This window comes from Janthinobacterium lividum (genome assembly GCF_011601275.1).
GTDB lineage: Bacteria > Pseudomonadota > Gammaproteobacteria > Burkholderiales > Burkholderiaceae_D > Janthinobacterium > Janthinobacterium lividum_E.
The window spans coordinates 1-18630 of record NZ_JAAOLY010000031.1; the positions used below are offsets into that span (position 1 = coordinate 1).

At 62.8% G+C, this 18630-nt stretch carries 14 protein-coding genes; 2 read left to right on the plus strand and 12 right to left on the minus strand.

Annotation, left to right across the window (positions count from 1 at the left end; genetic code table 11):
• The 4 genes from GYK42_RS27440 to GYK42_RS27455 all read right to left on the minus strand — a co-directional run.
• On the minus strand, positions 1-4726 hold a 4726-nt coding region (locus tag GYK42_RS27440; RefSeq protein ID WP_166450077.1), incomplete at its 3' end, for a beta strand repeat-containing protein.
• Positions 4727-4742: 16 nt separating this feature from the next.
• Complete coding sequence (locus tag GYK42_RS27445) at positions 4743-6350, minus strand: ShlB/FhaC/HecB family hemolysin secretion/activation protein (protein ID WP_166450078.1); 1608 nt, start codon at positions 6348-6350, stop codon at positions 4743-4745.
• Positions 6351-6538: 188 nt separating this feature from the next.
• Positions 6539-8674, minus strand: coding sequence for a CHASE2 domain-containing protein (locus tag GYK42_RS27450; RefSeq protein WP_431190191.1), 2136 nt, complete (start codon positions 8672-8674; stop codon positions 6539-6541).
• Between the two features lie 116 nt (positions 8675-8790).
• Positions 8791-10413, minus strand: a complete 1623-nt coding sequence (locus tag GYK42_RS27455; protein WP_166450080.1) for a GAF and HD-GYP domain-containing protein — start codon at positions 10411-10413, stop codon at positions 8791-8793.
• Positions 10414-10611: 198 nt separating this feature from the next.
• Here GYK42_RS27455 and GYK42_RS27460 point away from each other — a divergent pair, with 198 nt between their 5' ends.
• The gene (locus tag GYK42_RS27460) at positions 10612-11508 is read left to right on the plus strand and encodes an MBL fold metallo-hydrolase (protein ID WP_166450081.1); all 897 of its coding nucleotides are present in this window, start codon (positions 10612-10614) and stop codon (positions 11506-11508) included.
• Positions 11509-11554: 46 nt separating this feature from the next.
• Here the strand turns inward: GYK42_RS27460 and GYK42_RS27465 are convergent, their stop codons facing one another.
• The 7 genes from GYK42_RS27465 to rpsF form a co-directional block, all read right to left on the minus strand.
• The gene (locus GYK42_RS27465) at positions 11555-12568 is read right to left on the minus strand and encodes an inorganic phosphate transporter (protein WP_166450095.1); all 1014 of its coding nucleotides are present in this window, start codon (positions 12566-12568) and stop codon (positions 11555-11557) included.
• A 39-nt stretch (positions 12569-12607) separates the two neighbouring features.
• Positions 12608-13234 carry a DUF47 domain-containing protein gene (locus tag GYK42_RS27470; RefSeq protein WP_010400015.1) on the minus strand — a complete coding sequence of 209 codons (627 nt, stop codon included), beginning with the start codon at positions 13232-13234 and terminating at the stop codon, positions 12608-12610.
• 94 nt (positions 13235-13328) lie between these two features.
• Positions 13329-14714 carry a replicative DNA helicase gene (locus GYK42_RS27475; RefSeq protein WP_034750488.1) on the minus strand — a complete coding sequence of 462 codons (1386 nt, stop codon included), beginning with the start codon at positions 14712-14714 and terminating at the stop codon, positions 13329-13331.
• Between the two features lie 135 nt (positions 14715-14849).
• The gene (rplI, locus tag GYK42_RS27480; RefSeq protein WP_034783456.1) at positions 14850-15305 is read right to left on the minus strand and encodes a 50S ribosomal protein L9; all 456 of its coding nucleotides are present in this window, start codon (positions 15303-15305) and stop codon (positions 14850-14852) included.
• Between the two features lie 27 nt (positions 15306-15332).
• Positions 15333-15623 (minus strand): 30S ribosomal protein S18, encoded by a 291-nt coding sequence (gene rpsR, locus GYK42_RS27485; protein ID WP_010400024.1) that lies wholly within the window; start codon positions 15621-15623, stop codon positions 15333-15335.
• Between the two features lie 25 nt (positions 15624-15648).
• Positions 15649-15948: a primosomal replication protein N gene (gene priB, locus GYK42_RS27490; protein WP_034783455.1), complete on the minus strand. Its 300-nt coding sequence runs from the start codon at positions 15946-15948 to the stop codon at positions 15649-15651.
• Positions 15949-15968: 20 nt separating this feature from the next.
• A complete protein-coding gene (gene rpsF, locus GYK42_RS27495) occupies positions 15969-16355 on the minus strand; it encodes a 30S ribosomal protein S6 (protein WP_010400028.1) in 387 nt (128 codons plus the stop codon).
• Positions 16356-16630: 275 nt separating this feature from the next.
• Between rpsF and lexA the strand changes: the two genes are divergently transcribed.
• A complete protein-coding gene (gene lexA, locus GYK42_RS27500; RefSeq protein WP_034750502.1) occupies positions 16631-17266 on the plus strand; it encodes a transcriptional repressor LexA in 636 nt (211 codons plus the stop codon).
• A 69-nt stretch (positions 17267-17335) separates the two neighbouring features.
• Here lexA and GYK42_RS27505 read toward each other — a convergent pair whose 3' ends face one another.
• Positions 17336-18577, minus strand: a complete 1242-nt coding sequence (locus tag GYK42_RS27505) for a cystathionine gamma-synthase family protein (protein WP_166450082.1) — start codon at positions 18575-18577, stop codon at positions 17336-17338.
• Between the last annotated feature and the right edge of the window lie 53 nt (positions 18578-18630).

Here is an 18630-nt window from a genome sequence, read left to right on the forward strand (position 1 = left end):
TGGCGTTCAGCACATAGTTGTCCGCATCGCCGCCGCTCAACGCCACGTTCGTCACCGTGACGGTTTTTCCAATACCCGCGTTCTTGTTGCCAAAGGCGGCGCTGCCCGCCACCGTCAAGGCATCGCCTTGAACGCGGTCATCGCCAAAGTTCACTTGCGCGCCTGTCGTGCCGTCATACGTCTTGTTGACGCCGTTAAAACTCACGTTCAAGGTACGCGCTGCGATGTCGGCCGTAGTACTGCCCGCATTGGCGTTCAGCACATAGTTGTCCGCATCGCCGCCGCTCACACCCACATTCGTCACCGTGACGGTTTTTCCAACACCCGCGTTCTTGTTGCCAAAGGCGGCGCTGCCCGCTACCGTCAGATTGTCGCCACTGATCCTGTCGTCGCCAAAGCCTACCTGCGCGCCTGTCGTGCCGTCATATGTCTTGTTGACGCCGTTAAAACTCACGTTCAAGGTACGCGCCGCGATGTCGGCCGTGGTGCTGCCCGCATTGGCGTTCAGCACATAGTTGTCCGCATCGCCACCGCTCAACGCCACGTTCGTCACATGCACTGCCTTGCCAAGGCCCGCTTTCTTGTTGCCAAACGCCGCGTTGCCCGCCACGCTCAAGGCATCGCCCTGGATGCGGTCGTCGCCAAAGTTCACTTGCGCGCCCGTCGTGCCGTCGTAGGTCTTGTTGACGCCGTTAAAACTCACGTTCAGGGTACGCGCCGTGATATCGGCCGTCGTGCTGCCTGCATTGCCATTGAGAACATAGTTGCCCGCATCGGCGCCCGTCAGGTGGCCCGTTGCCACTTGGTAATCGACCACTTTGCCAGTGCCCGCGTTCTTGTCGCGGAAGCTGCCCTGCAAGCCCGCCATGCTGACCTGGTCGCCCATCACGATGCCTTCGAAGTAGCCGTTCAGGACCGCCTGCAAGCCACCGTCGTAGACGCGGCTTTGCGCGCCCGAGACGCCATAGTTCAGCAGGCGCGCCGTGATGGCCGCCGTACCGTCCGCCGTCGTCGCGGCCAGGCTGTAGTTGCCCAGTTCATTGCCGACGAGGGCCAGACCGCTGGCGTGCACGGCCTTGCTGCCGCCCACATTCTTGTCCAGGAAAGTGGCGCTGCCGCTGACACTGATGTTGTCGCCCGTCACCAGATTGCCCAGCATGAAACTGGCGCCGTCGTAGCCCAGGGTGCCGTCATACACTTTGCCATTGCCGCCGATGCTGACCGTCAGCGCGCGCGGCGTGATGGCGAAGGTCGTCGAGCCGCCCAGGGTGATGTCGTACTTGGTCGACCACAGGCCCGTCGCTTCGTAGCTGCCCACGTTGCGCGCGTTGCTGCCGTAGCCGAGGCTGCCATTCACGCCCGTGTCGCCACCGGCCAGTCCCACATAGCTTATCGAACCGAGGAAGGCGGCCAGCTGCCCATCGTAGACCTTGCCCGTGGCGTTGCCAGACAGGTTCACTTGCAGCGGCTTCAGGAAAGCCTTCAGCATCGGCGTCGTGTAGCCTTCGTAGATACGCCACACGCTGTTGAAATTGTAGTCGTTGAAGCTGCCCTGCTGCTGCATCTGGGCCGTGCTGCGGCCGCTGGAGCCGCCGGCATCCATCTGCACCAGCGACGTTTCATAATTGAAAAAACCATAGCTGAACGGGGAACCAGCGGATACGCGGCCGGCCACCGCGCCCACGGCCGCGTAGCCGCTGCCGCTTACGGCGCCGCTGCTGAATACATGGCTGACGCTGCCCGTGCTTTCACCGACCAGCCCGCCCATGTTTTCCCTGGCAAGGATGGGGTCGGCACTGCCGGCCCGGCCCACGGCGCCGCTGGCGTACGCATCATCGATGCTGCCGCCGTTCGAACCTACCAGGCCGCCGATGCTGCGCGCGCCAGTGACATTGCCGGTGGCATACGACTGGCTCAGCGCGCCCTGGTTGTTGCCGACCAGGCCGCCGATCATTTCGCGCGCACCCGTCACCACGCCGGTGGCGTACGAGGTCGTGATGCTGGCGCCGGACGCATTCCATCCCGCCAGGCCGCCGATGGCGCTGCCGCCGTCGGCATTGACGCCGGTGACGGCGCCGCTGCTGCTGGACAAGGTGATGGCGCCGCCGTTGCTGCCCACCAGGCCACCGACATTGCGCTGGCCGCTGACGGCCATGCTGCTGTTGACGCTATCGATAGTGCCGCTGACAACATTGCCCGCCAGCGCGCCCACGTTGGCCGTGCCGGTGACGCTGCCGCCGCTCAGGGTCAGGTTGCGCAAGGTGCCGCCCTGCACGGTGCCGAACAGGCCTGCCGCCGAACCGGGCGCCTGGCTGCGGTCGATCATCAAATTGCTGAGCGTAAATCCGCCGCCATCGAACACGCCGGAAAAACCGCTGCCGCCGCCAATGGGCACAAAGCCCTGGCCATTGTTCCAGTTCACGGTACCGCTGGCGTCGAGATTGCCGGCCAGGCGATAGCTGTTGCCGAGACCCAGGCTGGCCATGCCTTGCAAGCCATAGATATCGGCGATCAGGTAGGGCGAGGAGACGCCGTCGCCGCCGGCCGCGCGCAGGAAGCTGGCGCCGCTGCCGATGGCAAAGCTTCTGGCACTGAAGCCTGGCAGGACCGACGCGTTTTGCATCCAGCTGCCGCCGTCCAGAACAAAGCTGCCATCGACCGTCACGGCGCCCGTGGCCGTGATGGCGGAACCTGAATTGAGGTGCAGGTCGCCTGTTCTCGCCAGCGCATCCGATATGCGCAGGCCACCCGTGTTCGTGCCGTCGCCGATGGTCAGCGACGCGGCCGAGATGCCGGCCAGTTCAACCGCGTTCAAACTCAGGGCCGTACCCGATTTGGTGCCCAGGTCGATGCTGCGCGCACTGCTCAAAGGCTTGATGATCACGTTCGCGCCGCCGGCCGTGCCGCCGAAGTTGAGCGTGCCGTTAATGCCGATATTGTCTGCCTGCAGGATCACCGTCTGGCCGGCAATGCCGCCGCCCTGCAACTGATCTCCGCTACCGGTCAGGTCGATAGCACCGCCCTGGAAATTGCTGATCAGGCTCAGATGGCCGCTGCCGGCATTGACCACGCCGGCGCCACTCACGCCAGCGCCCGACAGATAAACGCTACCGCCATTGCTGGTGATCGGCGCGGCCAGATTCACATGCGAGCCAACGGCGCCAACGCTGCCGCTGCTGGCATCATTGGCCAACAATCTGACGGCTCCGCCATTGGTGCTGATGGATGCGTTGACGTTGATCGTTTCGCCCGCCTGCGCCGTCAGGCCCACGCCTTGCTGTGTGATGTTGATGGCGCTGTTGAAGTTGATGCGATGCGTTGCCTGCAAGGTGACGTTGCTGCTGGCGCCAGAAATGAGGTCGGCGCCGAGATTGGTGTTGCCGGTGGATGGCGCGTCGGCGAACTGGTCGACGTCGCCCAGCTGGCCGCCGGAGCCGGCGATCACGGTGATATCGTAAGGATCGAGCAGCCAGTTGCCGCGCTTGCCGCGCGCCGCGCTGGTATTGACGCGGATGCCGTCGACGGCCAGGGAATGGCCCGAGGTTTCCACGAAACCACCGTCGCCGCCCTGCGCGCCGCCGCGCGCGGAAATGCTGCCGTGCACCTGGGCCGACTCGTCGCCCCAGGCGATGACCTTGCCGCCATTGCCGCTTTGGATGGCGTCGGCAGCGACGCTGGCGTCCTTGCCGACGAGCACCTGGCGCGCATTCTGCACGGCCGCGTTCTTGCCCTGGTAGTCGCCGCCCAGCAAGACCGTGCCGCCGCCCGTGGCGCCGCTGGCGTCGACCTTCGCATTGCCCAGCAAACCCACCTGCTCGCCCAGCACCTGGATGTCGCCGCCCTTGCCGGTCGCGCCCGTGGCGCTGGTGACGCTGCCCGCTTCGAGCAGCGCCTTGCCGCTGGACTTGAGGACGATCCGGCCATTGTCGCCGACGACGGCGCTGTTGGCGTTGAGCACGCCACGCTGGCTGACCAGTGCGCCGGCCATGCCGATGCTGCCGCCCTGAGCGATGATCTGGCCCAGGTTCAGGGCCTGGTCGCTTGGCGCCGAGACGAGCACGCGCAATTGCGGATTGCCGGGGTCGGCCAGTTGCACGCTGCGCCCGGCCGCCAGGATCACTTCGCCATTTGGCGCCGTGATGATGCCCGTGTTTTCCACGTTCGGCGCGATCAGCAATACTTGCCCGCCCTTGCCTGCATTGATGGTGCCCGCATTGCCAACGCCGCCAGCCACGCCGCCAGCCGTGAACTGGCGTTTGCCGGCCAGGAAATCCTCGTTCGTCATGCCCAGGCTGGAAGCGACCAGCCCGTTCACGTCCACCTTGGCGCCCTGGCCAAAGACGATGCCGTTCGGGTTGATCAGGAAGACCTTGCCATTCGATTCTAGGCTGCCCAGAATCTTGCTGGGGTCTTGTCCCGTGATGCGGTTGAGTACGGCGCTATTGCCGTTTTGCTGGATGAAGCGCGTGATTTCGCCCGCATGGATGGAAAAGCTCTGCCAGTTGATGATGGTGTTGGGCGTGTTCGTGATCGAGAAGATATTGCCCTGCTGATTGAAGGTGGCCTGTCCGTTGACCACCTGCGGCAAGGCGGGGTTGGCTTGCGCGGCGCCGAAACAGCCGGCCAGCAGCAGCGCCAGCACCGTGCGGCGCAGGGGCGGCGAAAATGGTAGCGCAAAGGGCGGCGTCAGGATAAAAACGGAGGCGTGCTGGACGTGGGTGTGCATGGTGTTCATCCTGATACTAGTAGGCCAAGGCGAGGCGGAAATGCAGGCGGTTGGCGCCCCGCTGTCCCGTGTCGCCGCCATTGACGACATGGGCGTAATCGAGTTGCAGATTGGCGTAGCGGCTCAACAGCAAACGCAGGCCCAGGCCGCCGCTGCTGATGCCTTGCGACGCGCTTTCGCCGGGCAGCGCATGGTTGCGGCGCAGCCAGGCCGTGTCATAGAAGGCCAGCGCGCGGCACTGGTAACCGAGCGCCTCGCCGCACCAGTTCGGCGTGTACAGTTCCAGGTTCAGGTTGACGCCCGAATCATTCGATACCTCGCGCTCGGCAAAGCCCCGCACGGACGCGGCGCCGCCGGCGCCGAACTGCTCGCCCGGCACCAGCGCGTCCGGCGTGACTTGCGCGTTGACGAGCGCGCGCCATTGCCAGTCGTTGGCCAGCACGCGCCCCGTGCTGGCGCTCAGGCGCAAGGTGTTGTAGGCGGCCTTGGCATGCGCGCGCACCCGGTCGAAATCGGCTTGCGCGCCGTGCTTGCCACCAGGAATGTTATGCGCGAAGGTGAGCGCCACGCTGGTTTCGCCCGTGGGCAAGGTCCAGTTGCCGATGTAGCTGACGCTGAGCGGATGCACGGTGACGTCGGCGCCCAGTTCCATGCCGAACAGTTGCACGCTGTTGCGGTACGCCTTGTAGTCGACGCCGTACACGAGCTTGGGTTCGAAATCGCCGCTGCGGGCAAAATTCTGGTTGTAGCGGATGCCGGCCATGCTGCCCTGGCCGCTGACGGCCAGGTCGAAGATGCCGGCCGAGACGCTGCCCGAGTCGACGTTCGAATAGCTGGCGAAAAAATCCATCGAGTCGCCCAGCGCATACAGCGGCAAGTGGTAGCCGGCGCCATACACGCCCACCTTGTCCGGTTTTTCCAGGCTGCTCGTGTATTGCAGGCTGGCCACATGGTCGCGGCCGAACAGGTTGGCATGCTGCAGCACCACGCCCACGTGCGTCTTGCCCGTTTGCGTATTGCCCGTATTGTCCACGTTGAGCATGGCCTTCCACGGCTTTTCATCGGCCACCGTGACGATGGCGTCGATGGCGCCGGCCGGCTCGTCGGCCTGCAGGCGCACTTCGATCTTGCGCGCCGGATTTTCATTGGCCAGCCTCAGGCTTTGCGACAGGGCCGGCACGTTCGGCGTCTCGCCTTCGCGCAAGGCCGGCAAGGCACGCCGCACGTTGGCCTCGTCGACGTAGGTATTGCCGCTGATGGCGAGCTTGCCCAGCGGCGTTTGCAGCACGCTCAGGCGCACCACGCCCCGTTCCAGCTCCTGCTCGGGCAATTGCACCTGCACGGCGCTGTAGCCGCGCTCGCGGTAGGCCCCCTCCAGTGCTTCGACGGCGCGGGCAATGTCGGAAAAATCGCGCTGCGCTCCCGTAAAGGGCGCCAGCAAGGCTTGCACCTGCGCGGGCGTAAGCAGGGTATTGCCCTGGACGTCGAAGCGGCGGATCTCGAAGCGCGGCACGCCGTCTTCCTGTGCGGCAGGAGCGGCTTCATCCATGGAAACGGCAGCGGCGGCGCCGACGGCGAACAGCAGCGCGGAACCCGCAAGCAGGTGCACCAAACGATATGTCATGTGAAGGATTTCTTGTGTAACAGGACAAGCGCGCGGCCCGCAGGCGCCAGCGTGTCCGGCAATGGGTTGAAGACAAATTTTAGACGGCTTTTAGTTTCCAGTCAGAAATTTCTAACATTTCCCCCTGATTTTTATCGCAACGCAACAAACAGCGTGCCGAGAATGGTGAAAAATGCCGAATGGCCGGCCTATTTGCTGTGCAATTCCGTCACGCCATCCCAGCCGGCAGGCGGCGCCGCGTTGCGGTACTGCTCCAGGCGCGCCGCGTATAGCGTGTACAAGCCATCGTCGGGAAAGTCCGCCTGCAAACGGGCCAGCTGCATGCCGGCCTCCGCCCAGTCGCGCGCGCGCAGACTGGCCAGCGCCGCATGCCAGCGCTCGAGCTGCGCCAGCTCCGCGGCAGGGGCGCCGGCCAGCAGGCAGCGCGGCTCGAAGATGGCCACCGCTTCCTGCTTGCCCACCACTCTGACGCGGTCCAGCTCGCGGTACAGGAAATCCGGGGCGGCGGCGCGCGTGGCCTGGCCCACGACGATGCCCACGCCATACAGCTTGCTGGCGCCTTCCAGGCGGGCGGCCAGGTTGACGCTGTCGCCCATCACGGTATAGGCGCGGCGGATGCGCGAACCCATGTCGCCCACATGCATGGGTCCCGTATTGAGGCCGATGCCGATGCGCAGCGCCGGCCAGCCGCGCGCGCAAAACTGCCGGTTCAGCCGCGCCGCGCTGCCCTGCATCAGCAGGGCGCTGGCCACGGCCCGGCTGGCGTGATCGCCAAAGGCGACGGGCGCGCCCCAGAACGCCATCACGGCGTCGCCGATGTATTTGTCCAGGGTGCCGCCATGGCTGTCGCGAATATCTTCCGACATGGCCGTCAGGTATGCGTTGATGTATTCGCGCAGCGCGGCCGGCGCCAGCTGCTCGGAAATGGCCGTGAAACCGCGCACGTCGGCAAACAGCACCGTCAGTTCGCGGTTCTCGCCCTCCATCGTGTAGCGGCGCGGATCGTCGGCCATCTCGGCCACCAGTTCGGGCGCCACATATTCGCCGAAACGCGCCACCAGCGCACGTCCCTTGCGCACCTCGAAAAAGTAGCCCCACGCCAGGTTGGCGATGAACAGCGCAAGGATCAGCAACAGCAGCACGGCGCCGCCCAGCACCAGGTCGTGCGCGGCGTACAGGTACACGTTGATGCCGATGCCCCCCGCCAGCGCTCCCAGCGTCGCCAGCATCACGCCGGCCGGCGACAGCACCGCCAGGGCGCCCGCCAGCAGCAGGCCAAACAGCAGTATCTGCACCAGCTCAAAGGCCAGCGCATAGTCGGGCCGCGCCTTGAAACGCCCGTCGAGCATGGACTTGATCAGGTTGGCGTGCACCTCCACCCCCGGAAACTCGGCATTCACGGGCGTGGCGCGGATATCGTTCAAGCCGGGCGCCGTCGTGCCCACCAGCACGATGGCGCCCTTCAGCAGCGCGGCAGGCACCGTACCGGCCAGCACGTCGGACGCCGAGACATAACGGAAAGCGCCGCCATCGGGGCCGCCCGCGCCGCGGTACTGCACCGTGGTGGTCAAGGCTTCGCCCACGGGGATCGCCAGCGCGCCGCGCGGCGTGAACAGCATGATGTGTTCAAGGCCGCCGCTGGCCAGCTCGCGCGCCGACAGGGTATCGGCCGTGCCCGTGAAACGGGGGGCGATGGCGCGCGCCTGCAGGTAGACGGCGACGGTGGCCAGCGACAGCGAAGGGTAATAGCCGTCGCCGATGCGCTGCAGCAGGGTCGAGGAACGCACGACGCCATCGGCATCGGTCAAGGCCGTGAAGATGCCGGCGCCTTGCGCGGCCGCCTGCAGTGGCGCGATATTGGCTTCGTAGCCGCGCGCCACGTAGGCCGTCACCGTGCGGCCATTCAGGTCGGCGACGGTGAAGGCGGGCTTGGGCAGCACGCCCTTCCTTTGCTGCTCCGACACGCTGTAGCCCAGCACCACGGGCTGGCCGCGCATGGCCTCGGCAAACAAGCCATCGTAGTCCATGGCCGGGCGCAGCTTTTCCAGCTGCGCCGGCAAGCCGGGCACGCCCGCCAGTTCGCCCTGCGCCAGGCCTTGCAGCACGGCGTAGCCGGAACTGGTGTCCGCTTCGGGAAACGCAATATCGAAGCCCAGCGCGGCCACGCCGTAATGGCCGGTGAGCTGGCGCACCAGGCGCGCCTGGACGTCGCGGCTCCACGGGAAGCGGCCTACCTTGGCCAGGCTTTGCTCGTCGATGTCGACAATGACGATGCGGCGGTCCAGCTGCGGCGTCTCGGCACGCATGCGCCAGTCGCCCAGCATGGCATCGAGGCGGGCGATCGTGTCATTGCCGGCCAGGCATAGCACGGCCGCGGCCACAGTCAAGAGCACGCCCAGCAGCGAGCGCGCCCCATGCTTGCGCAAGGCCTGCGCCAGCTTCAAGGGGTATAGCCCGGAATGGCCGCCTCGTCGACGGCATCGATCTGGCTCGGATGCATGTGCTTTTCAGCGAAGGTCAGATAGACCTTGCTGCGGATGAAAACGTCGAACAGCTCCGGATCGATATGCCCGTTCAGGCTGAAATTGCCGAGGATGCGCAGCGATTCGGACAGCGACTTGCCCTTCTTGTAGGGCCGGTCGCGCGCCGTCAGCGCCTCGAAAATGTCGGCGATGGCCATCAGCCGCGCCGGCACCGACATCTGCTCTTTCGTCAGCCCGCGCGGATAGCCCTTGCCATCCATGCGTTCGTGGTGGCCGCCCGCGTATTCCGGCACCTTTTGCAGGTGCTTGGGCCACGGCAGCGCTTCGAGCATGCGGATCGACACGCTGATATGGTTGTTGACGATGGCCCGTTCGGCCGCCGTCAGGGTGCCGGCGCGGATGGTCAGGTTTTCCGTCTCGTCGGCGTCGAGAAAATCACGCAGTTCGCCATCGGCCGCGCGCCAGCGGCGCCTGGCGATCTGCCGCACGCGCTCCTGGTCGGCTTGCGCCATGCTTTCGCCGCCGATGTTGACCGTGCGGATGAAGTCGCGCTCTTCGCGCAGCGCCGCCTGCTCCTGCTCCAGCGCGCTGGCGATGGCGTCCTTTTGCCGCGGCTGCGCCGCCTGCTGGCGCAGGGCCGCGATCTCGGCGTCGCGCAGCAGCACTTCGTAGCGCGTGTCGATCAGGGCGATGCGGTCGAAGATGGTTTCCAGCTTGGTGGCCTTGTCGACCACATGCACGGGCGTGGTGATCTTGCCGCAGTCGTGCAGCAGGCCGGCAAGCCACAGCTGCTTGCGCTCGTTGTCGCTGAGCCGGAAATCGGCCAGCGGCCCCGTTTGCGTCGCGTGCGCGGCGTCGGCCAGCAGCATCGTCAGCTCGGGCACGAACTGGCAATGACGCCCCGTGTACGGCGACTTTTCATCGATGCCGATATTGATCAGGGTAACCAGGGATTCGAGCAGCTCTTCCAGTTGCGAGATGAGCAGCTGATTCGTCAGCGCCACGCCCGCCTGCGCGGCCAGCGCCTCGATGAAGCGCTGGTCGGTGGAGGAAAAGGCCCGCACCTGGCCAGTCTCGCCATCCTTGGCATTGACCAGCTGCAGCACGCCGATCAGGTCGCCCTCGTGGTCGCTCATGGGCACCGTCAGGATCGATTGCGTGTGGTAGCCGTGGTGGCGGTCGAACTCGCGCATGCCGGAAAAATTGAAGACCTCGTCGCGGTAGACGTCGGCGATATTCACGCTGCGGCGCATGTTCGCCGCATACGCGGCCACCGATGCCAGGTTCGGCTGGTCCGCGCCATCGAACAGGGGCACGCCCGGCAAGCCCATGTCGGCGCCCTGCGCGATGCCCAGGCTGTCGTTGACGCTGATGTCGAACGCCAGCTGGCGGCCCTCGAGCGCGGGCCGGTACAGGGTCGCGCCATCGGCGCCGCTCATGCTTTTTGCCAGCAGCACGATGCGCTGCAACAGCGCGCCGATGTCGTGCCCCTCGCCGCCCAGGCCGTGGCCGAGCGCGACACTGAGTTCGGTCAATTGCTCCAGTCTGTGGGCGATTTTCTCAGGGTGCAACTGAGGCATATTGGTGGCAATCAGGTAATGGGCAAGCAAAAAAGGGGAAGTCGGCAAGCGCCAGTGTAACGGCCGTCCCGCGCACTGTACATTACTTAGTCACAACAAAATGAAATTACTTTCCGTATCGCAACACGCATAAATGTTGCCGCCAATCTCATTAATTAGAATAGAATCAACAATAATTACACTGTAACAAGGTACTGAATGAAATTCACGTTCAGGGGCGTGCGCGGCTCCATCCCCTCCCCCGGCCCGCGCACGGCGCGCTATGGCGGCAACACCACGTGCATCGAAGTGCGCACCGACAACGATAGCCTGATCATTCTCGATGCGGGCAGCGGCATCTTTTCGCTGGCGCAGCAACTGCCGCCGGGCCAGCCCGTCGACGCGTACGTCTTCATCACGCACAGCCACTGGGACCATATCCACGGCTTGCCCATGTTCTCGCCCCTGTTCGTGGCCGGCAACCGCATGCGCCTGCATGGCGCTCTGGACGGCAGCAGCGGGCGCGGCATCGAGCACGTGATGGCGGTGCAGCTGCAAGGCAGCTATTTTCCCGTCAGCGAAGCAGCCATGGCGGCCAGCATCGAGTACCGCACCCTGGCGCCCGGCGAAGCCGTCGAGGTGGGCGGCGCGCGCGTGCGCGGCGCGGAAATGAACCATCCGGTGGTCAACCTCGGCTACCGCATCGACTGCGGCGGCGCCTCGCTGTTTTTCAGCGGCGACCATGAACCGTTCTACAACCTGCATCCGCCCGGCCACGCCGAGCATGCGGCCTGCGCGGCGCGCAATGCGCAGCGCCAGGCCGGCATCGACGCACTGGTCGCCGGCGTCGACGCGCTGATCATGGATTGCTCGTACACACGCGAAGAATACCCGGGCAAGCAGGGCTGGGGCCACGGCACCTTCGACGCCGCCTTCGACCTGGCCCTGCGCTGCGGTGCGCGGCGCCTGTACTGCACCCACCACGAACCGACCCGCAGCGACGAGCAGCTCGAAGCCGTGTTTGCCGACGTGATGGGCCGCTATGCGAGCCGCCTGGCCGGCTTGCAAGTGTTCCTCGCCAGCGAGGGGCTGACGGTGGAACTGGCCGGCGCATAAAAAAAGGGAGCCGCAAAGCTCCCTTTTTACTGGCGTTGGCTATCCATTACATGATGTGGTGGCCAATCCACCATGCGACTGCTGCGACGAAAGCGGAAGCGGGAATCGTGAAGATCCAGGCCCAGACGATATTGCCTGCCACGCCCCAACGCACGGCCGACATTTTTTGCGACGAGCCGACACCGACGATGGCGCCCGTGATGGTGTGCGTGGTCGACACGGGAATGCCCAGCGCCGTCGAGACGAACAGGGTGATCGCGCCGCCCGTTTCGGCGCAGAAGCCGCCTACGGGTTTCAACTTGGTGATCTTCTGGCCCATGGTCTTGACGATGCGCCAGCCGCCGAACAGCGTGCCGAAGCTGATGGCCGTGTAGCACGAGATGATGACCCACATCGGCGGCATCTGGTCGTTCGTGCTCGAGTAGCCGGCGGCGATCAGCAGCATCCAGATGATGCCGATGGTTTTTTGCGCGTCGTTGCCGCCGTGGCCCAGGCTGTAGGCGGCCGCCGAGACCAGTTGCAAACGGCGGAACCACTTGTCGACCTTGCGCGGCGTCGAACGGACAAAAATCCATGACACGATCAGCATCATGATGGAGCCGAACACGAAGCCAAGCACCGGTGCGATGACGATGAAGGCGACGGTTTTCCACAGGCCGGCCGCGACCAGCGCGCCCGTGCCGGACTTGGCGACAGCGGCGCCCACCAGGCCGCCGATCAGCGCGTGCGAGGACGACGAGGGAATGCCGTAGTACCAGGTAAACAAATTCCAGAAGATGGCGCCCATCAGCGCGCCGAAGATCACGTACTGGTCGATCACTGCCGGATCGATGGTGCCCTTGCCCACCGTGGCGGCCACGGTCAGCTGGTGGAACACGAAGATGGCGACAAAGTTGAACGTGGCGGCCATGGCAACCGCGGTCTGCGGTTTCAATACGCCCGTCGAGACCACCGTGGCGATCGCGTTGGCGGCATCGTGGAAGCCGTTCATGAAGTCAAACAGCAGCGCCAGGACGATCAACAGGCCTAGCACGTAGATGCTGATTTGTATGGTCATTATAGTTTCTTTTCTGATTCTGGTTCAGGACAGGCCCAACGCTTACGCGTTTTCGACGATGATGCCTTCGATAATATTGGACACATCTTCGCAACGGTCGGTCACGGTTTCCAGAATTTCGTAGATCGCTTTCAGCTTGATCAGGTTGCGCACGTCCGGCTCGTCGCGGAACAGTTTGGACATCGCGGCGCGCATCACGTGGTCGGCGTCCGACTCCAGGCGGTCGATCTCTTCGCAGATGGCGACGATCTTGCGCGAGTTGTCCATGTTGTGCAGCATGGCGACGGCGTCGCGCACTTTTTCGGTACAGGCCAGCACCAGTTCGGCCAGGCGCTTGGCTTCCGGCGTGACGGCTTTCAGGTCGTACAGCGAGACGGTTTGCGCCGCATCTTCCAGCAGGTCGAGGATGTCGTCCTGGCGCGTGATCAGCTGATGGATGTCATCGCGGTCGATTGGTGTGATAAAGGTCTTGTGCAGCATTTCCACGGTGGCGTAGGTGACTTTGTCCGCCTGTTTCTCGATGCTTTCGATCGCATGCACGCGGTTTTCCAGGTCGTCGAAATTGGTCATCAGGCCGAGCATCTCTTTGGCGCCCTTGACGCACAGTTCCGCGTGCTGGTTAAACAATTCAAAAAACTTGCCCTCAGTGGGCATCAAGCGTCCAAACATGTCATTCTCCGTTAAGCATTGAGTCGTGTTATTTACTACAGAAAGCCGCCCCGTTGTCGGGGGCGGCCGATGGAATTGCCAGTGCTGCTGAGTCTTAGTCGCCTTGGTAAAGCGCCAGGCCACCACTGTAATTGCCAAATTTGGTGTACTGCCCCATGAAGGTGAGGCGGATGCTGCCGATTGGACCGTTACGCTGTTTACCGATGATGATCTCGGCCGTTCCCTTGTCTGGCGAGTCGGGGTTATACACCTCGTCGCGGTAAATGAACAGGATCACGTCGGCATCCTGCTCAATAGCGCCCGATTCGCGCAAGTCGGACATGACAGGACGTTTGTTCGGGCGTTGTTCCAGCGAGCGGTTCAGCTGGGACAGCGCGATCACGGGGCAACCGAGTTCTTTCGCCAGGCCTTTCAAGCCCCGTGAAATCTCGGAAATCTCCGTGGCGCGGTTGTCGCCGGGCGTATTGGCCGACATCAGTTGCAAGTAATCGACGATGATCAGGCCCAGCTTGCCGCATTGACGCGACAAGCGGCGCGAGCGGGCGCGCAATTCGATGGAATTGAGCGCCGGCGTTTCATCGATATACAACTGCGCGTCGTTCATCTTCTGGATCGCATTCGTCAGACGCGGCCAGTCTTCGTCGTTCAGGCGGCCAGTACGCAAACGGTGCTGGTCGAGCTGTCCGACGGAGCCGAGCATACGCATGGCCAGCTGGGCGCCGCCCATCTCCATCGAGAACACGGCCACGGGCAAGCCGCTGTCGATGGCCACGTTTTCGCCGATGTTGACGGAAAACGCCGTCTTGCCCATCGACGGACGGCCCGCCACGATCACCAGGTCGCCCGGCTGCAGACCCGAGGTCATGCGGTCGAGGTCGATGAAACCGGTGGGCACGCCCGTGATTTCACTCTGGTTGTCACGGCTGTACAGTTCGTCGATGCGCTCGACCACCTGCGTCAGCAGGGGCTGGATAGCAGTCCAGCCCTGGGCGCCGCGCGCGCCTTCTTCGGCGATGGCGAAAATCTTCGATTCGGCCTCGTCAAGCATCTGCTTGACTTCCTTGCCTTGCGGGCTGAAGGCCGTGCCGGAGATATCGTCGGCGACGGTGATGAGTTTACGCAGCACGCCGCGGTCGCGCACGATCTCGGCGTAGCGCCGGATGTTCGCGGCCGATGGCGTGTTTTGCGCCATGGCGTTCAGGTAAGCGAGTCCGCCCACATCATCGGCCTTGCCGAGCTGGGTCAGGGTTTCAAAAACAGTAATGACATCGGCTGGCTTGGAAGCGTTAACCATCTTGACGATTTGCTCGAAGATGATGCGATGGTCATAGCGATAGAAATCCTCCGCATGCATGAAGTCGGCGATGCGGTCATACGCGGCATTGTCGCGCAGCAGACCACCGATGACGGATTGTTCTGCTTCGATCGAATGCGGCGGAATACGGAGGGAATCCAGTTGCGGATCAGAGGGGGCGTTCATGGCGCGAATTATACCCGCTTCGGCGTGATGGCAAAAATAAAGGGCTGAAATTGAGCGAAAAAAAGGCCACAAAAAAGCCGGGCGAACCCGGCTTTTCATAGTGCGGCAATGCTTGCGGGCCAGGCCCGCAGACAATTACGCGTTCGCGTCTGGAACGACAGCGATAACAACTTCCACGACCACGTCGGTGTGCAGAGCAACCGAAACGTTGTGCTCGCCAACGATCTTCAGCGGGCCGGTAGGCATGCGGATTTGTGCTTTTTCAACAGCAAAACCTTGCTTGGTCAGCGCTTCAGCGATGTCGAAGTTGGTGACGGAACCGAACAGACGGCCATCAACACCAGCTTTTTGAGCAACTTGAACGGTCAGGCCGCTCAGTTTTTCGCCTTGGGCTTGCGATGCGGCCAGTTTGGCGGCAGCAGCTTTTTCCAGTTCGGCGCGCTTGACTTCGAATTCAGCCACAGCGGTTGCCGTAGCACGACGTGCCAGGCGTTGCGGGATCAGGAAGTTACGTGCGTAACCGTCTTTGACTTTGACGACTTCGCCGAGGTTACCGACGTTAACAACTTTTTCTAACAGAATGATTTGCATAGTTCTTCTCCAGGAATATCTGACCGATTAAGCGTGGTGCAGATCGGTGTATGGCAGCAGCGCGAGGAAGCGAGCGCGCTTGATTGCGGTGTCAACTTGGCGCTGGTAATGCGCTTTGGTACCGGTCAGGCGTGCTGGCATGATCTTGCCGTTTTCTTGGACGAAGTCTTTCAGCGTGTCGACGTCTTTGTAGTCGACTTGCTCAACGTGAGCTGCGGTGAAGCGGCAGAACTTCTTGCGTTTGAACAACGGGTTTTGCTGTTTGCGTTTTTCTTTAAGCTTGAGCTTATTTTTGTCGAACTTTTTACCGAATGCCATGTCAGGCTCCTGTATCTAAAATGCGCTAGTCAGAATTGACTGCACTAAAATCAATGATGTGAAACACCAAACTCTTGCTGTTGCGGCTCTTCCTGGCCAGGAAACCCGTGAACTGATACACCCCGCCCAAGCTTGCCTGGCTGAACCGGCCTGAGATTTCGCCAGCAGCTAGCGCGGCAACATCAAACTCGGTCAAACGGGCAATCCCTGCTTCCATCTGCTGCGAACTGTGTTGCAAAACTGCATTCACAATCGGCAGCCCTGCCGGGGTATAGCGCAATATTTCGCGCTCGGCAATGATGGCGGTAACTTGTAGCTGGTTCAGCGCACGATCCTGGTCAAGAATTAAGCGGCTGCGGCTGGAGCGGCTGCTGGTGCTTCGGTGCGGTGGCTTTTGGCCGCGTCTTCGCGTTGTACCGATTTCATCATCGGCGAAGGAGCTGTTTCAGCTTTCTTCATTTTAACGGTCAGGTGACGCAACACGGCATCATTGAATTTGAATGCTGTTTCCAACTCGACCAGGGTCTCGTTGTCGCATTCGATGTTCAGGCAGATGTAGTGTGCTTTAGGCAGCTTTTGGATCGAGTAAGCCATTTGACGGCGGCCCCAATCTTCCACGCGGTGAACCGAACCGCCGCGGGTGGTTACGCTGGCTTTGTAGCGTTCGATCATCGCGGGCACTTGCTCGCTTTGGTCCGGATGGACGATAAAGACTATTTCATAATGACGCATGCAAACTCCTTCAGGTCGGATTGATAATCGCCCACCCCGGCGTCAAGACGGGTGTGGGAAGGTCAGCCGAAGATTATAACCGCCTTTTGCAAACGTTTCAATCATTCCTTCCACAAGCGCCCGAAAAGCCCGTGCGCCGCCGTGCTTTCCGACCGTGGGCAAGTATTTCTTGCGAAATTCGCCCAAAACACGGAAATCCCCTTGCATAGTGGACGATACTGTACAAAAATACAGACTGTTCATATAGACAGCATTTTAGTATGCACCCACCGCTCATGATCAAGCTGACAGCACGACAAGAACAAATCCTGAACCTGATCAAGGACGCGATTGAAAACACGGGCTTTCCTCCCACCCGTGCCGAAATCGCCAATGAACTGGGTTTCAAATCGGCCAATGCGGCCGAAGAGCATTTGCAGGCCCTGGCCCGCAAGGGCGCGATCGAGATTTCGCCCGGCACCTCGCGCGGCATCCGTCTGATCGGCGCGGCCGCCGAAGCGCCGCCATCGAAAGTGCCTGCAGCGCTGCTGATGTCGCTGCCCCTGATCGGCCGGGTGGCGGCAGGCTCGCCCATCCTGGCCCAGGAAAACCTGGAAGCGAGCTACAACGTCGACCCGGCCCTGTTCTCGGCCAAGCCCGATTTCCTGCTGAAGGTGCGCGGCTGGTCCATGCGCGACGCCGGCATCATGGATGGCGACTTGCTGGCCGTGAAAAAGGTCGACAGCGCCAAGAATGGCCAGATCGTCGTCGCGCGCATCGGCGACGAAGTCACCGTCAAGCGCTACAAGAAGACGGGCTCCGTCATCGAGCTGCTGCCGGAAAACCCGGACTTCAAGGTGATTACCGTGTCGCCCGAAGACGAGTTTGCGTTGGAAGGCCTCGCCGTCGGACTGATGCGCAGCTGGCATTAAACTGCCGCACGTAAAAAAGGGCCGCGACAGCATGACTGTCGCGGCCCTTTTTACATTGTGCGCGGCGGCTTATGCATCCAGCGCACTGCTGAAATCCTCGAGCAGATCGGCCTCATCTTCGATGCCCACCGAGACGCGGATCAGGGACTCGGCGATGCCCATGCTGGCGCGGCGCTCGGCGCCCATCTCGTAGAAGATGGTGTGGGCGACGGGAATGACCAGGGTGCGCGTGTCGCCCAGATTACTCGCCGGAATGGCCAGGTTCAAGCGATTGAGGAAATCAAAGCAGTCGATGCCGTCTTTCAGCTCAAAGCTGAACAGCGAACCATAGCTGCGGAACAAATCCGCTGCCAAGGCGTGCTGCGGGTGCGATGGCAAGCCAGGATAATGCACGGCCGCCACGCGCGGGTCGGCGGCAAGCATGGTGGCCAGCGCCAGGGCGTTCGAGCAGGTGCGGTCCATGCGCAAGGCCATGGTTTCCGCGCCGACGGCGATATGGTGCGCCGCTTCCGGACCCAGCGAGGCGCCAAAGTCGCGCAAGGCCTTGGCGCGGATTTGCGCGATGCCCCACTGCGCCGGCGCTGCCTTCTTGTAATTCTCAAAAATGTTCGGATAGCGCGCCCAGTCGAACATACCCGTGTCCGTCAGGCTGCCGCCCAGCGCATTGCCATGGCCGCCGATCGATTTCGTCAAGGCGTTCACCACCAGGCCCGCGCCCACGGCTTTCGGGCGGAACAGATACGGCGTCGTCATGGTGTTGTCGACGATATACAAAATACCTTTTTCGCGGCACAAGTCGCCGATTTTTGCCAGGTCGGCGATCTGCGTGCGCGGATTGGCGATGGTTTCCACAAACACGATGCGCGTTTGCGGCGTGATGGCAGCGGCCACATTGGCGACATCGGTGGCGTCGACGAACGACACGGCGATGCCCTGCCCCGTCACCGTTTGCCACAGGCTGTTGGTGTTGCCAAACAAAAACGCTGACGACACCACGTGGTCGCCCGCGCGCAGCAGCGATTGCACCACGGCGCCGATGGCGCCCATGCCGGTGGCGAAGCACAGCGTCGCCACGCCGTCTTCCATCTTGTTGACTTTGTCTTCCAGCGCGGAAACCGTCGGATTGCCCTGGCGGCCATAGCGAAAGCCCGGCTCCTTGCCCTGGAATACGGAAGCGAGCTGGCGCGCGTCGCCGTAGCCGAACGCCACGGAAGTATGCACGGGCTTGTGCAGCGAGCCGTGCTCGATGCCCTTGCGGCGGTCGTTATGCAGGATGGTGGTGGTAAAGCCGTAGGTTTTGTTGTTGCTCATGATTAAATGGTGCGCAAGGCGGAGAAAAATATCAGGCAAAAAAAAGCCCGGCA

Excerpts from the sequence above, each read along its gene's own strand:
- lexA (WP_034750502.1), top strand. The coding sequence starts at position 16,631 with ATGATCAAGCTGACAGCACGACAAGAACAAATCCTGAACCTGATCAAG.
- GYK42_RS27470 (WP_010400015.1), bottom strand. The coding sequence starts at position 13,234 with ATGTTTGGACGCTTGATGCCCACTGAGGGCAAGTTTTTTGAATTGTTT.
- GYK42_RS27445 (WP_166450078.1), bottom strand. The coding sequence starts at position 6,350 with ATGACATATCGTTTGGTGCACCTGCTTGCGGGTTCCGCGCTGCTGTTC.
- GYK42_RS27450 (WP_431190191.1), bottom strand. The coding sequence starts at position 8,674 with ATGCTGGGCGACTGGCGCATGCGTGCCGAGACGCCGCAGCTGGACCGC.
- GYK42_RS27460 (WP_166450081.1), top strand. The coding sequence starts at position 10,612 with ATGAAATTCACGTTCAGGGGCGTGCGCGGCTCCATCCCCTCCCCCGGC.
- rpsF (WP_010400028.1), bottom strand. The coding sequence starts at position 16,355 with ATGCGTCATTATGAAATAGTCTTTATCGTCCATCCGGACCAAAGCGAG.
- GYK42_RS27475 (WP_034750488.1), bottom strand. The coding sequence starts at position 14,714 with ATGAACGCCCCCTCTGATCCGCAACTGGATTCCCTCCGTATTCCGCCG.
- rpsR (WP_010400024.1), bottom strand. The coding sequence starts at position 15,623 with ATGGCATTCGGTAAAAAGTTCGACAAAAATAAGCTCAAGCTTAAAGAA.
- rplI (WP_034783456.1), bottom strand. The coding sequence starts at position 15,305 with ATGCAAATCATTCTGTTAGAAAAAGTTGTTAACGTCGGTAACCTCGGC.
- GYK42_RS27505 (WP_166450082.1), bottom strand. The coding sequence starts at position 18,577 with ATGAGCAACAACAAAACCTACGGCTTTACCACCACCATCCTGCATAAC.
- GYK42_RS27455 (WP_166450080.1), bottom strand. The coding sequence starts at position 10,413 with ATGCCTCAGTTGCACCCTGAGAAAATCGCCCACAGACTGGAGCAATTG.